General features: G+C 59.7%; 12 protein-coding genes and 2 tRNA genes. 6 read left to right on the top strand and 8 right to left on the bottom strand.

The window, feature by feature from the left end:
- Positions 1–59 precede the first annotated feature (59 nt).
- Positions 60–728: an HAD-IA family hydrolase gene (locus IEX36_RS01125; RefSeq protein ID WP_188757539.1), complete on the bottom strand. Its 669-nt coding sequence runs from the start codon at positions 726–728 to the stop codon at positions 60–62.
- 98 nt (positions 729–826) lie between these two features.
- Complete coding sequence (locus IEX36_RS01130; protein WP_188757540.1) at positions 827–1207, bottom strand: hypothetical protein; 381 nt, start codon at positions 1205–1207, stop codon at positions 827–829.
- 212 nt (positions 1208–1419) lie between these two features.
- Here IEX36_RS01130 and IEX36_RS01135 point away from each other — a divergent pair, with 212 nt between their 5' ends.
- Positions 1420–2571, top strand: a complete 1152-nt coding sequence (locus IEX36_RS01135; RefSeq protein WP_188757541.1) for a pyridoxal phosphate-dependent aminotransferase — start codon at positions 1420–1422, stop codon at positions 2569–2571.
- An 80-nt stretch (positions 2572–2651) separates the two neighbouring features.
- On the opposite strand, the gene IEX36_RS01140 is transcribed toward IEX36_RS01135, so the two are convergent.
- The 3 genes from IEX36_RS01140 to IEX36_RS01150 form a co-directional block, all read right to left on the bottom strand.
- Entirely contained in the window at positions 2652–3281 is a 630-nt protein-coding gene (locus IEX36_RS01140) for an MBL fold metallo-hydrolase (RefSeq protein WP_188757542.1), read from the bottom strand.
- A gap of 69 nt (positions 3282–3350) precedes the next feature.
- Positions 3351–3650 carry a preprotein translocase subunit SecG gene (secG, locus tag IEX36_RS01145; RefSeq protein WP_188757543.1) on the bottom strand — a complete coding sequence of 100 codons (300 nt, stop codon included), beginning with the start codon at positions 3648–3650 and terminating at the stop codon, positions 3351–3353.
- A 56-nt stretch (positions 3651–3706) separates the two neighbouring features.
- A tRNA-Leu gene (locus IEX36_RS01150) sits at positions 3707–3791 on the bottom strand.
- Positions 3792–4106: 315 nt separating this feature from the next.
- Between IEX36_RS01150 and IEX36_RS01155 the strand changes: the two genes are divergently transcribed.
- Entirely contained in the window at positions 4107–6485 is a 2379-nt protein-coding gene (locus IEX36_RS01155; RefSeq protein WP_188757544.1) for an alpha-L-rhamnosidase-related protein, read from the top strand.
- Between the two features lie 131 nt (positions 6486–6616).
- Here the strand turns inward: IEX36_RS01155 and IEX36_RS01160 are convergent, their stop codons facing one another.
- Positions 6617–8125 (bottom strand): glycoside hydrolase family 125 protein, encoded by a 1509-nt coding sequence (locus tag IEX36_RS01160; RefSeq protein WP_188757545.1) that lies wholly within the window; start codon positions 8123–8125, stop codon positions 6617–6619.
- 108 nt (positions 8126–8233) lie between these two features.
- Here IEX36_RS01160 and IEX36_RS01165 point away from each other — a divergent pair, with 108 nt between their 5' ends.
- Positions 8234–10537, top strand: coding sequence for a GH92 family glycosyl hydrolase (locus IEX36_RS01165; protein WP_308422266.1), 2304 nt, complete (start codon positions 8234–8236; stop codon positions 10535–10537).
- A gap of 400 nt (positions 10538–10937) precedes the next feature.
- Entirely contained in the window at positions 10938–11696 is a 759-nt protein-coding gene (locus IEX36_RS01170; protein ID WP_188757547.1) for a copper homeostasis protein CutC, read from the top strand.
- Between the two features lie 93 nt (positions 11697–11789).
- Here the strand turns inward: IEX36_RS01170 and IEX36_RS01175 are convergent, their stop codons facing one another.
- Both IEX36_RS01175 and IEX36_RS01180 read right to left on the bottom strand, forming a co-directional pair.
- The gene (locus IEX36_RS01175; protein WP_188757548.1) at positions 11790–12749 is read right to left on the bottom strand and encodes an IS1595 family transposase; all 960 of its coding nucleotides are present in this window, start codon (positions 12747–12749) and stop codon (positions 11790–11792) included.
- Between the two features lie 31 nt (positions 12750–12780).
- Entirely contained in the window at positions 12781–12999 is a 219-nt protein-coding gene (locus tag IEX36_RS01180; RefSeq protein WP_188757549.1) for a hypothetical protein, read from the bottom strand.
- Positions 13000–13124: 125 nt separating this feature from the next.
- Here IEX36_RS01180 and IEX36_RS01185 point away from each other — a divergent pair, with 125 nt between their 5' ends.
- Positions 13125–13475, top strand: coding sequence for a hypothetical protein (locus IEX36_RS01185; protein WP_188757550.1), 351 nt, complete (start codon positions 13125–13127; stop codon positions 13473–13475).
- 34 nt (positions 13476–13509) lie between these two features.
- A tRNA-Ala gene (locus IEX36_RS01190) sits at positions 13510–13597 on the top strand.
- Positions 13598–13884 lie beyond the last annotated feature (287 nt).

Consider the following 13884-nt stretch of genomic DNA (forward strand, 5'->3'; position numbering starts at 1 on the left):
ATTTGTAAGGATGCCCCAAAACAAGGCAGCCCGCTGTACAGATTTGGGAACGGGTAACGTTACTGGTCCGGAGCCGTGCGCGAAGCCGCAGCCTCGTTGCCAGCCTCCAGCAACTCCTCCAGTCCACGCCCGCGCATCTCCCGCTCAAACTCTGCGTGATCACGATATTGAATCGCCTGCATCCCGGCCGCCTGCGCGGCAGCGACGTTCTCCGCCCTGTCATCAATAAAGAGAACGTTGGCAACCGGAGTGTGCAGTCCCTCCGCCGCCGCACGATAAATCTCCAACTCCGGCTTGGCCAGTTTCAGCGCATACGACCACGTCCGATGGTCGAAGCGAGCGAGCCACTCGTATCGCTTCACGAGCCCCTCGGTCATCGAGTCGCCAATGTTCGAAAGAATCCCCGTCCGCACACCCGCGCGCTGCAATCTCTGGGCCCAGTCCAGCATCGGCTGATTGATCTGGCTCCAAAGGTCAGTGTCAGCCGCAATCAATTCCTCGACCTGCGCGGGCGAAAGAACAATTCCCGCACCCGCCGCCGCCTTGTGCCAGAAGTCAACGCCCGTCAGTGTGCCGCGATCGTAATCATGCCGATGCGCCCAGTACTCGCGCTGCAGCGGCGCTTCCTCCAACCCTGTAATCGCGCGAATCCGCGCCCACGCCGCCGGATCGGGAGGCCCCGAAAGCACCATTCCATAATCAAAAAGAACTGCTTCGACTCGAACCATATTGAGTGCAATTGTACGGGACGTGCCCGCTCCGTCCGCTTAGCCGCGAGTATCCCGCCGTACGCCGCTTGAAAGGCCCGTGCCCCCTCCGCGCCCAGCTAGTGCGCGCTCGCCTCGTAGATCGTTGTGCCGTGCGAAGGCAAGACCGCTCCGACACCTGCCCCCACAATAGCGCCGATACCAGCTCCGATTCCCGCCAGTGCACCTCTTTCCGATCCGAGGAAGCAGGACCCTGAGCACCCTCCGAGAGCAGCGCCTGTCACAGCTCCAGCGCCCGCGCCCGCTGCGGCTCCGATCATCGCATGCTTCGCGCGTTGGCTTGACTTTACGATCTTCACGCTGCGCACATCCTGCTTGAGGATGCTCTGCTGGTTTGAAGTCTGCTGAATCGTCATCGCCGTGTCGGAGACGCTGACGAACGTCCCGGAGTATTTCTTCGAAGCAGTGTCGATGACCTGTATCGTCTGTCCAGCCTTCAAGCCGCTCAGCTCCAACCAGGACGATGGAGTGGATTGTGAGAGAGAAACTGAGGTACAGGAGAGTACAAGGGCCCCGAACAGCAAAAGTAGCTTTTGCATAAGGCACCGCTTTCTGTGAGGGGAATCATACTATGCTTCTCCGCCCCTAACGTATTTTTAGGAGCATCACTGTTCGGCGCTGGCCTGCACGGCATTGCAGTTAACATGGACATGTGAGCCACCGACTTTCATCGCGCACAGGCTGGGACGTCACCGAAAGCGCATTCGCCGCCGCCATCCGCGAGGCGCGTGCCACCGGACGCAAGCTGATCGATCTGACCATCTCGAACCCGACGGCCTGTGGGTTTCACTACAACGCGGAACACCTGCTTCAACCACTGCACAACCCGCAATCCCTGACCTACGACCCCGACCCGCGGGGCATGCTCTCGGCGCGCGAAGCCGTAGCCGGCTACTATGCCTTTCACAAAGCCGAAGTCGCTCCCAGCGATCTCATTCTGACCACCAGCACCAGCGAAGGCTACAGTTTCCTCTTCCGTCTGCTCTGTGACGCCGGCGACGAGGTGCTGGTCGCGCAGCCCAGCTACCCGCTCTTCGATTTCCTCGCCGACCTCGAAGACGTCAAGCTTCGCCCCTACCCACTCTTCTACGACCACGGCTGGTGGATCGACTTCGCCGAACTCGAGCGCCGCATCACCCCGCGCACCCGCGCCATCGTCGTCGTGCATCCCAATAACCCCACCGGCCACACGACCAAGCCCCAGGAGCGCGCCCGCCTCGAAGCCATCTGCCAGCGCCACGGCCTCGCCCTTATCGTCGACGAGGTCTTCCTCGATTACCCGCTTGAAGAGGACGCTGAGATCCAAAGCTTCGCCCGCGATCCGCACCCGGTCCTGACCTTCGTCCTCAGTGGCATGAGCAAGATCGCAGGCCTGCCCCAGATGAAGGCCGCCTGGATCGCCACGCTCGGCCCCGAAGTGGCAAAGCAGCAAGCGCTCGCCCGGCTGGAGGTCGTCGCCGACACCTTCCTCTCGATGAACGCCCCCGTCCAACTCGCCCTGCCGGTCTGGATGGAGCACCGAGGCGAGATACAGAACCAGATACTCAATCGCGTAAGGCACAATCTCGCCCTAGTCCGGAACGGTGGCATTGAGGTACTTCGAACCGAGGCAGGATGGTGCGCCATCCTGCGTCTGCCTCAGATGGGAAGCCGGGACGCTGCCGCCGAACTCCTCCACCGAGCAGATGTAGTGGTGCACCCGGGCTCGTTCTACGGCATCGCCGAAGTAGGACGAATCGTCATTAGCCTGCTCGGTCCAGAGCTGGAGTTTGCAGAGGGAATCCGCAAAATTGCTGCAGGGTAAGGTGAACCAAACCTAACAACACTTCATGTGATGCTAATAAAGTTAAACATGAAATTGTGCGGAGCATAATATTGATTTAATTAGTTTTGTAAAAATGGATTATCTTCGCGCTCTGTTCCGATATTCGTCCGCGGACCATGCCCGGGAAGCACCCTGACTTTGTCCGGAAGAGCCATCAGCCGCTCCCGAATCGACCGGATAATCTTGTGGAAATCCCCTCCGGGCAGGTCGGTTCTTCCAATCGATCCGGCAAACAAAGTATCGCCAGCCAGCAGTAGCGACTCCTGTGGCAGGTACAGGCATACGCTTCCCTCGGTGTGTCCCGGCGTGTGCAGAATTGAGCCCGAGATCCCTGTCACCGCGATAACCTTCCCATCCTCAAGCGTGTCGTCCGGCGCGGGAACTTCGGGAGTGGGAATGCCAATCCACCCGGCCTGCTCATCCATCATCTTCACCAGCGGCACGTCGTTCTGGTTATAGAGAACAGGGGCCCCAGTCAGTCGCTTCAGTCTCGCTGCCCCGGCGATGTGATCGATGTGCGCGTGCGTAATCAGAATCTGTTTGACCGTTAGGCCGTGCCGGTCGAGAACCGCCATGATGCGCGAGATATCCCCGCCCGGGTCCACCACAATCGCCTCGTGCGATGCCTCATCCCCCAGGATGGAGCAGTTGCACTGCAGCGGGCCAACGGCTAGGACTTCATGAATCATCGCGATGCTCTCCAATGAAAAATGCGCAAGCCGCAAGGCCTGCGCATGGTTGAAACCTTACCGGGAGCCTTACTTCTTCGGCTGGCTCTGCGTAACCGGATGGCCGGCAGTACCGGAGAGTACCGAGTGCTCGCCGCTCGAGCGCGAGAGCATGACCGTGAGGGTCAGTGACGTAATCATGAAGATAGCTGCACCCCATGCCGTGAGCCTGGTCAGCATACTGGCAGCCTTGCGCGGGCCGAACGCGGTCTGTGAACCCTGGCCGCCAAAGGCGCCGGCGAGATCGGCGGAACTGCCCTGTTGCAGCAGAATGATGCCCACCAGCATAAGCGAGACGATGATGTGAATTGCGAGGACGAAGTAGAACATGGTGTGGCCGTAAACCTCTGGGTCCGGAACGTCGGCTTCCGGGAAAATGTGTGGAGTGGTGCGGAGGAGGGGACTTGAACCCCTATGCCTTGCGGCGCTAGCACCTCAAGCTAGTGCGTCTGCCAATTTCGCCACCTCCGCATTGAGCTGGCGCAGCATGAGCCAGGCGGGTTGACCATCCGAAGCTAAGTATAGCATCCCATTGGACTCCATCAAAAGACGACCACGGATGGCGCGGAGCGTCACGGATAAAACAGATCCGCGCCGATCCGCGCCATCCGCGGTCACATTAAAAATCGGTGCCATCGGTGCAAATCAGTGTCAGGTCTCTCATTCCACGCCACCACCGGGAAACAATTTGCAGGCAGACAGGTAAGATGGGTGCGGTTCCCGCAAGGGATATCTTTCGCAGCATCTTTCAAACAATCGCCCAATTTGGAAGGAGCATCCTCCACAGTGAACTTCCCGCGCCGCGCCCTTCTGCCGCTTCTGTTGATGTTCCTTGCCGTCCCGCTGCCATCGCAGTCGTTCGCGCCGCCAGCGCAGTGGAAGGCCGAGTGGGTCGCCACTCCCGACGGCCCCGCGCGCGACTTCGACGTGGCGTACTTCCACAAGACGCTCATGCTCGACACCGCACCCAGCCAGTTCGTCGTCGATGTCAGCGCAGACACGCGCTTCGAGCTTCACGTCAACGGCCAGCGCGTCGGCGCAGGTCCAGCGCTCGCCGACGTGCATCACTGGCGCTATGAAGTCTACGATCTCGCGCCGTTTCTCCACTCAGGCGAAAACACCATCGCGGCCATCGTCTGGAATTACGGCACTCGTGCAGCCGTCGCCCAGATGAGCGCGCGGACAGCATTTCTTCTCTCCGCAGAAGACCCCGCCAACGCCGCCATCGACACCGGCAGCACCTGGCAGACCAGCCACGACGCAGGCCGTGGACTAGGCTCTCTACGCGCACTCGGGTACTACGCCGCAGGCCCTGCCGAAGTGATGGACGGCACAAAGATGCACTGGGACTGGGACACAGCAAACGCTCCTGGCGACTGGAAGCCTGCTATGCCCATCGGCCATGCCGCTCCACGCGACTCGCAGGACAGCCCCACGCCATGGATGCTTGTCAAAGACGAACTGCCGCCAATGCAGTACACGCCGGAGTCCGCAGGCCACATCGTACGCGTGACCGGCATGGAGCAAGGCGCGGCAAAATCCCTCGACGAATCACTCACAATTCCAGCGCACGCAGACGCGACCATTCTGCTCGACCACAGTGTCCTCACCACAGCCTTTCCTTCGCTTGAACTTGACGGCGGAGCAGGCGCGACAGTCTCGATGACTTACGCCGAAGCGCTCTACGACGCGCACGGCCAGAAGGGCAATCGCAATGAGATAGAAGGCCGGCATATCGCCGGGCTGCGTGATGTCATCTTCCCCGACGGCCATGCCCGCACCTACCGCACGCTCTGGTGGCGCACCTGGCGCTACCTTCAGGTCGAGGTCAAAACCGGCGACGCACCCCTGACTATCCAGCGTCTTCAGGGTTTTTATACAGCCTATCCATTCAAAGATGTTGCGCACTTCACCAGCAACGACCCCGAACTCGAAAAGATCTGGCAGACTGGCTGGCGCACCGCGCAGCTCTGCTCGCATGAAACCTACATGGACACGCCCTACTGGGAGCAGCTTCAGTACATCGGCGACACACGCATCCAGGCGCTCATCTCCTACGGTGTTACCGGCGACGACCGCCTGCCCCGCGAGGCGCTCGAAGCCTTTCGCGACTCGCTCATCCCCGAAGGCCTCACGCAAAGCCGCTATCCATCCAACCTCACGCAGATGATCCCGCCGTTTTCGCTCATGTGGGTCGGCATGGTCCACGACTTCTGGCAGTACCGCGACGACCCGGCCTTCGTCCAGTCGCTGCTGCCTGGAACGCGTGGCGTGCTCGATTGGTTTACCCGGCATCAGCGGCCCGACGGCCTGCTCGAACGCATTCCATGGTGGCCGTTCGTTGATTGGAGTCCGCCAGACTACAACGGCGGCGTGCCTCCGCAAGAGGCTGATGGAGGCTCGTCCGCACTGACATTGCAATACATCGAAGCCCTTCATGATGCAGCCGCGATGGAAGACGCGCTCGGAGAAAAGTTCCGCGCACAGGACTATCGCGATCATGCCAACCGCGCAGCTAAAGCACTGATGCTTCTTAACTGGAGTCCAGAAGTGGGCCTGCTCGCCGACACGCCAGAAAAGCAGCATTTTAGCCAGCAGGCAAACTCACTCGCCGTGTGGCTCGATGTCATCCCACACGATCAGCAGAAAGCCGTCATGGAAAAAGTTCTCGGCGTCGACGCAAACGGAGCGGCCAGTCCCAGTACCACGCAGCTTTCTCCTGCAAGCTACTACTTCCGCTTCTATGTCGCTCGCGCAATGGTCCACGCCGGCCTTGGCGATCTATACGTGCAGGAGCTTCAACCCTGGCGCGACATGCTCGCGATGGGTCTCTCCACCTGGGCCGAGACACCCGAGCCGACACGCTCCGACTCGCACGCATGGAGCGCTCATCCCACGCTCGACCTGATGACCATCGTCGCAGGCATCGAGCCCGGCTCACCTGGCTTCCAAACCGTAGCCATCACTCCGCATCTCGGCCCGCTGCAGAACGTCGCCACCACCATGCCCACCGCGCACGGATTGGTAGAGACCAGCTACCGCAAAGAAGGAGACCACTGGACCGCACAGATTACGTTGCCGCCGGACATCTCCGGCACACTGAACTGGCACGGACAACAGAAGCCTCTGAACCCAGGAGCTCAAACACTCACGCTCAATCAATAACTGCAAGCTCAAGATGCTCCACGTGGAACATCTTTTCCACAGTAGCTCGCTTCTCTTCGTTCTCTTTGATTTCGAAGCGAACGATGCTGCTTAACTTTCGCATCAGGAGCGAGCGTTTAGTAAGACGAACGTCAGACTTTAAGTAACTCCGGTCGCGCCGCTGCGAGCTTCCCAACCAGCTCGCCGAATAATGTATTGGCCCATGCAAACCACGGCCGCGTGAACTTCTTCGGATCGTCCTTGTAGTAGCTCTCGTGTATGAATCCAAATCCTGCCGCAGACGCCTTCAGCATTGTCAGCGCATGGCGAATCTCTACTGGCTGCGTGCTTGTCATCGCGTAGATGATCTGCGACATCGGCCAGATCATATCCTTCCCCTCATGTGGGCCGCCGATGCCTTCGCCTGCTGTCCCTTTGAAAAACCACGGGTTCCGTTCGCTCCAGCAGAAAGCGCGCGTCCGCGCATACAGCGCCGCATCGGGCGAGCTTTCAAGATAGGGAAGACCAAGCAGGCTCGGGACACCCGCATCATCCATCAAAAGCTGGCTGCCATAGCCATCCACTTCATACGCCCAGATGCTGCCTTGCGAAGTCGCCGCAACACCATACTGCCGCGCCGCCCGCGCAACCTCATCTGCCAGCGAGTTGGCACCATTGGCAAGCGTGTCGTCATCGAGAACAGCGTGAGACATCGCCGCAAGCTGTCGCAGCGAAGCGACCGCAAACAGATTCGAAGCCACATGAAACGGAAAGGTGCACGCATCGTCCGAGTTGCGAAAGCCCGAAGCAATCAACCCCACAGGCCGCACTGGACTTCCATAGCCCTTATTCGGCAGCGTCTCGGTCGGAATATCCGACGTCCGCTGGAAGTGATAAGGCCCTTCACCATGCTTACGCTGTTGCACGCGCATCGTCTCGACCACAAGCTTCATCGCGTCGTGCCACTGTGCATCGAACGGAGCCGTATCTCCAGTCTGCTTCCAGTACCCATGCGCCAGCCGAATGGGATAGCACAGCGAATCGAGCTCCCACTTGCGCTCACCTACACCCTGCTTCATCTCGGTCTTGTCCTCGCGGCTCCACGGCAGCGGAGGTGCGCTCAGGTTCGCCATAAACGCATTCGCATAAGGATCAATCAGAATGCACCGCGTCTGCCGTCGAATAATGCCTTCCAGCAGTTGCCGTAGCGCTGGGGCCTTCGCCGCCAGTGGCAAATACGGCCACACCTGCGCCGAGGAATCGCGCAGCCACATCGCCGCAATGTCACCGGTCACCACCGCTGTGTCCGGCTTGCCATCGAACGTTCCCGGCTCAACCGTCGTATCCAGCGTGTTCGGATAGCAATTGGCAAAGAGCGCAGCCAGCGCCGGATCGCCAATGCGCTTCTGTATCGCGACAATGTATTGCTCTACGATGTGGCTCGAAAACTTCCGCTCAGCAGCTGGCGGCCGTCCCTTGCTGATGTCCCACGGAATCCCAGCCTCAGTCGGAACTACAGGCGCCGTCACATCTTGCCCGGAAGCCTCGCGAGCAAGGCCCACCACTCCCGCGCCCAGCGCAGCCAATCCCGCTGTCCGCAAAAACCCGCGTCGCCCAACATTCAACTTCCGCGCCTCTTCTAAAACGCAATCCGAACTCATATTTGCCGGTTCTCTTTGCTTTCTGTCACAATGCCTGAATGGCGGTTCTGATACCGCTATCATACCCATAAATCTGGAGCCCGATTCGTGATCTCGCGCAGGAAATTTTTGCAAAGTGCCTCTGCGGCTTGTGTAGCAGGCAGACTCTCAACCTCAGCAAGCGCCAGCATCACACGCAAGGGCAGGGCAACGCAGGAAGATCCGCTCCAGTGGGTCGAGCTCCACACCGCCATCGGCGGCCACGGCCACTGTTTCCCCGGCGCGTCAATGCCCTTCGGCGCGTGCCAGCTCAGCCCCGACACCTTCAACGACGGCTGGGACTGGTGCTCCGGCTACCACATCTCCGACACCTCCATCATGGGCTTTAGCCACACGCACCTCAGCGGCACCGGCTGCGGCGACCTGCTCGACTTCCTCGTCATGGCCGGCACCGGCAAGGCGCACACCAAGCCCGGCTCGCGCGAGAACCCTGACGAAGGCTACCGTTCCCGCTTCGACCACGCCGACGAGCACATGGAGCCCGGCTACTACTCCGTCATCCTTAAGGACTACAAGGTCCGCGCCGAGATGACCGTCACCGACCGCGCCGGCATCCATCGCTACACATTCCCCGCGAGCGACCAGGCCTACCTCATCCTCGATCTCCAGCACGGCTACGGCGGCGGCGAAGGCCCCGTCACGTCAGCCGAGCTGCGCCAGACTGCGCCCGACACTCTCGCCGGAGGCCACATCACCGACGCCTGGGGAAAAAATCGCCACGCCTACTTCGCCATGCAGGTCTCGAAGAAGCCCGAGCGCATCGTCTTCTACAAAGACGATGAAGAGACGGCAGCACCAGCAGCAGGCACCGACCTCACCGGCAAAAATATCAAGGCAGTCCTCTACTTCAAAACGACGGCGAACGAAGTCATCCACGTCAAGACCGGCATCTCCGGCGTCAGCGCGGAGAACGCACAGAAGAACCTCACCGCCGAGATCCCCGCATGGGACTTCGACAAAGCTCAGCGCGCCGCGAAGCTCGCATGGCGCCGCCAGCTCTCGAAGATCCAGATCGAGACCGCCAACGAGACGCACAAGAAGACCTTCTACTCCGCGCTCTACCACATGTCGCTCGGTCCCACGCGCTTCGACGACGTCGACGGCCGCTACCGCGGCATGGACAACGAGATCCACACCCTCAACCCCGGCGAGCAGAACTACACCACCTTCTCGCTGTGGGACACCTACCGCGCCGCGCACCCCGCCTATACCTTCATCGAGCAGGAGCGCGTCCCGCAGTTCGTCAACACACTCATCCGCATGGCCGAGCAGAGCCCCGACGGAATGCCCATCTGGCCGCTGCACGGCCGCGAGACCGGCACCATGACCGGCTACCACTCCGCCGCCGTCATCTCCGAGGCGTGCGTCAAAAACTTCCCCGGCATCGACTGGGAGCGCGCCTACAAGCCCATGATGAAGCGCGCCATGGACGACGATTGGCGCGGCCTCGGCTGGTATCGCAAGCTCGGCTACATCCCCGCCGACAAGGAAGAAGAGTCCGTCTCGAAGGCATTTGAGTACTGCTACGACGACTGGGCCATCGCGCACGTCTCGAAGCGGCTCGGCAAGCACGATGACGCGGCCCTGCTCCTCAAGCGCTCTACCAGCTACCGCAACTACTTCGACCCATCCATCGGCTTCATGCGCCCGAAGCTCGCCGACGGCACCTGGACCACCCCCTTCACTCCCATCGAAATGGGCCACAAAAAGGATTGGCGCGACTACACCGAGTCGAACCCCTGGCAGACCACCTTCGCCGTGCAGCACGACGTCGCCGGACTCATCGCGCTCTTCGGCGGCACTGAGCCGTTCATCACCAAGCTCGACGGCCTCTTCAGCGCGCCATCGGACCTGCCGCCCGACGCGCCGCCCGACATCGCCGGCCTCGTCGGCCAGTACGCGCACGGCAACGAGCCTTCACACCACATCGCCTACATGTACGTCTACGCCGGCGCGCCGCACAAGACGCAGTCCCGCGTGCGCAGCCTGCTTGAGACGATGTACGCGCCCACGCCCGACGGCATGCAGGGCAACGAAGACGTAGGACAGATGTCCGCCTGGTACATCCTTAGCTCACTCGGCTTCTATCCTGTCGGTGCAACCAGCGGACACTACTGCCTCGGCTCGCCGCTCTTCGACCGTGCCGTGGTGAATCTCGGCGGGGGCAGGGAATTGAAGATTGAAGTCCACCGCACCGATCCCGCGCATCAGTTCATCCAGTCCTTCACGCTGAACGGCAAGCGCCAGGACCGCGTCTGGTTCGATCACACCGAGATCGCCGAAGGCGGAAGCCTGGTCTTCGAGATGGGCCCGGAGCCCAACACCACGCTTGGCGCCAACCCATCCTCATTCCCACCATCGCTCGACCTTTAATCGAATCGCGAACATACCGGGTGCCCCATCCATGCGCAGTTTCATCGTGCATGGGTGGGAAGCCAGCCATGCCAGTCGTCATCCTTCCGCGCAGGCGGGAGGACTGCTTTTGCAGTTGCCCTTGCGTTTCTCTCCCCGGCTCACTTCAGCTTCAGATTCATAACACCTCGAACGGAACAACTTCCCGCGCCGCTCGTATATCTCTCTGGGCCTGCACAAACCACCAAATCTCTATTTAAATTTATGATAAATTTCAAATAAATGATTATTTGAAGATTATTTCTTCAAATAATCCTGTTTTTCGTGTATACCAGTAGGAGCGTTAGCGCTTATACGAGCAATCAAGCGCAATGAATTTGCGGAGACGACCGTTCAGCGGCCTTCCGTCAGATGGGGAGTCATGGCCAGCATCATCTTTGAGCTATGTGCAGAGAGCATCCAGGCCTGCCTGGCCGCGCGCGAAGGTGGCGCGCACCGCATCGAGCTCTGCTCTGCGTTGAGTGAAGGCGGCCTCACCCCTAGCCACGCGCTCATCAAAGAAGCAGTCGGCCGCAGCGGCCTGCCCGTTCATGTACTTCTTCGCCCGCGCGGCGGCGACTTCGTCTACTCCGCCGACGAGTTTCAGCTCATGTGCGAAGATCTCCTCCACGCCCGCCGCCTTGGCGCTCGCGGCTTCGTGCTCGGCATCCTGCATGCCGACGGTCGCGTGGACATTGAGCGCACACGCGAGATGGTCGCTCTCGCCGCGCCGCTCGAGATCACCTTTCACCGCGCCTTCGACTACACCGCCTCGCTCGATCATGCTCTCGAAGACGTCATCGCCGCCGGCTGCTCCCGCGTCCTCACCTCAGGGGGCGAACCTGATGTCGTTACCGGAGCCGACACGCTGGCTCATCTGGTCCGTCACGCAGCAGGACGCATCGAGATAGCCGTCGGTGGAGGCCTTCGCCGCAAAAACGCCGCCTCGCTGGCCCAATCCACTGGCGCGCGCCACTTTCACGGCTCCGTCCGCCGCGCTCAGACCGGAGCAGGCGAGCAGGAGCGTACCTGGGAGCTGGAAGAGTTCGAGCGGGACGGCCCCACAGCCACCCGTTTCATCGTCGATCCCAGCGACGTCCGCTCCATGATCGAAAGCCTCTCCCGCAACGGCAACTCCTGAAAGTCTGTCAAGCCCCCAAAGCCATCAACTTGTTGAATCAAAATAACTTCCACGTGGCGGTTTAGTTCGGGACTAGGTATTTGTTGCAATCCGTTACCATATCGCCGCCTCATACGGTGGAGCGTCTACCGACTCCCGGTAGGTGAGCCGCTTTCCGTCCATCTGTTTGATCGCCGCCTGCACCCGCTCATCATCGTTCACATAGCGGGTGTTCCAGCGGAACTGAAACTCGTTCAGGTAGTTCGGCAGATGCTTGCGCGTAACGGAATGGAAGGTTCCCATCAGTCCGCGCTGGATGAGTGAGAACACGCCTTCGATTGTGTTCGAGTGAATGTCCGTTCCCGGCTTCACATACTCTCGCGCACCGTGTTTGACGTAATCATGTCCGCCAGCGAAACCGCGACCGATGCGACGGTAGACATTCAATTCATCTGTGATGATCCGGCACGATCCGTCTGCATTCTCTTGGATCACGCGATTCACGTTTCCGGCTGTGACGCGATTCATTGCACGGAAGCGAACGTCACCGCCGCGTTGCACCATGCCGAGTACGGCCATCTTGTCTAAGGTTTTGCCACGGTTTGAAGGATGCCGATAGCGCGGACGACCACCGATGTAGACCTCATCAACTTCGACCGTTCCGGTGAGCTTTGGGGGATTCACTTCTCCGAGCCCATGACGAATGCGACGCAACACGAACAGCGCGGACTTGTGCGTAATCTCCATCTCGCGGGATAGCTGCAACGCGCTGTAGCCCTTCTTTCCGCTTGCTGCTTTCCAGATCGCAAACACCCACACGCGGAGCGGCAAGCGTGTCTCTTCGAGTGGTGTCCCCGTGCGGACGGTGTACATGGCTTTGCAGCCACGGCAACGCCAGCGGTAGTCCTTATTGCGCGCCTCTCCAGTCATCATCTGGTACACGTTCGTCTCTCCGCACCGTGGGCAGCAGGGCGTATCTCCCCACCGCTCTTTTTCGAGGAATGCGACCGCCAGAGGTTCGCTGACTGACGCCTGTCGTAACGCTTCGAGGACCGCTGACTTACTCTTTCGCATGTCAAAAGAGTAGCAAACGTTTCAACAAATATCAAGATAAATCATTAGACATTTCTTGTTTATCATTGATTTTAGGCCATCTTACCCCTAATTTCTTGTTCTCAGTAAATGTACGGATAGCGGCTCTGAGGCGGATCACCTTCACTTCGGCGTCGCGCAACTCCGCTTTGGCATCCATTATGGCCTTATCCCATTGATTTACATTATTATCAGAAGGGCTATCGGGAGGCGTTGACTTTACTGTAGACATCGCATAATCTCCATTCCATGCAAGAATCTGAACTCCAGACTTACAAGTTGGCCCTCAAAGACGCGAGGGCTGCGTTTGACCGGGCAACGGTGCGGCTTAGTGCAATCGCCCTTGAGCAGTACACGTTGACGGACCAGATCGCCCGTCTCCGCAAGACAATTACCGCGCTTGCTGCGCTTTGCAGTGAAAAGCCATTTAGCGATGAATTGGGAATTACAGAGGCTTGCTTGGAGGTGATGACAGCGGAAAAGGGCACTGTGTCTACCCAAGCTGTCCTGCGTGGTCTGGAAAGTATCGGGTTCGACCTTCCCGGCCAAAAGAATGCCGCCGCCTCGGCGCACTCGGTCCTTTCGCGGCTGGCCGAGAAGAAAAAAATCGAGAAGATTGTCGATGGGAATGGAAATGTAACTTGGAGAGGGCCGAACTACGATCCCAAGTCCGACGAGGGGATCACAGACGACGACATCCCATTTTGAAAGGCTAAGGGCACCCGCAAGGATGCCCTTTTGTCCCCCAGTGCTGGAAATGGCAGACAGGCTCGGTTTGCAACCGAGTGCCCATTCCGGGCGTCCGGGTCCGATCCCCGGCTGGGGGACCAACTTCTCCCCAACCAAGTACCAAGTAGATGATAATACCCTATGGCCAAGACGAAAAAATCCCCCAAAGGTAAGCGCGGACCCAAGGAAGAACGCCTCGTCATTGCTGATCCGCAGGCGGCTATTGACGCACTCCTGAAGAAGAAACCTGCCACCAAGTAGGGCGCGATTAGAAGTCGCTGAACTCACGCGACCTCCGTTCTGCTGCCCTTTGCAACAGATACCCACTCCCGGTTTAGTTTCTCTCAGCTGCTACACTTAAATCAGGAGCCAAATGGCAGAAGCCCCG

The organism is Edaphobacter acidisoli, assembly GCF_014642855.1.
GTDB classification, from domain to species: Bacteria; Acidobacteriota; Terriglobia; order Terriglobales; family Acidobacteriaceae; genus Edaphobacter; species Edaphobacter acidisoli.

Excerpts from the sequence above, each read along its gene's own strand:
- IEX36_RS01125 (WP_188757539.1), bottom strand. The coding sequence starts at position 728 with ATGGTTCGAGTCGAAGCAGTTCTTTTTGATTATGGAATGGTGCTTTCG.
- IEX36_RS01140 (WP_188757542.1), bottom strand. The coding sequence starts at position 3,281 with ATGATTCATGAAGTCCTAGCCGTTGGCCCGCTGCAGTGCAACTGCTCC.
- secG (WP_188757543.1), bottom strand. The coding sequence starts at position 3,650 with ATGTTCTACTTCGTCCTCGCAATTCACATCATCGTCTCGCTTATGCTG.
- IEX36_RS01160 (WP_188757545.1), bottom strand. The coding sequence starts at position 8,125 with ATGAGTTCGGATTGCGTTTTAGAAGAGGCGCGGAAGTTGAATGTTGGG.
- IEX36_RS01170 (WP_188757547.1), top strand. The coding sequence starts at position 10,938 with ATGGCCAGCATCATCTTTGAGCTATGTGCAGAGAGCATCCAGGCCTGC.
- IEX36_RS01175 (WP_188757548.1), bottom strand. The coding sequence starts at position 12,749 with ATGCGAAAGAGTAAGTCAGCGGTCCTCGAAGCGTTACGACAGGCGTCA.
- IEX36_RS01180 (WP_188757549.1), bottom strand. The coding sequence starts at position 12,999 with ATGTCTACAGTAAAGTCAACGCCTCCCGATAGCCCTTCTGATAATAAT.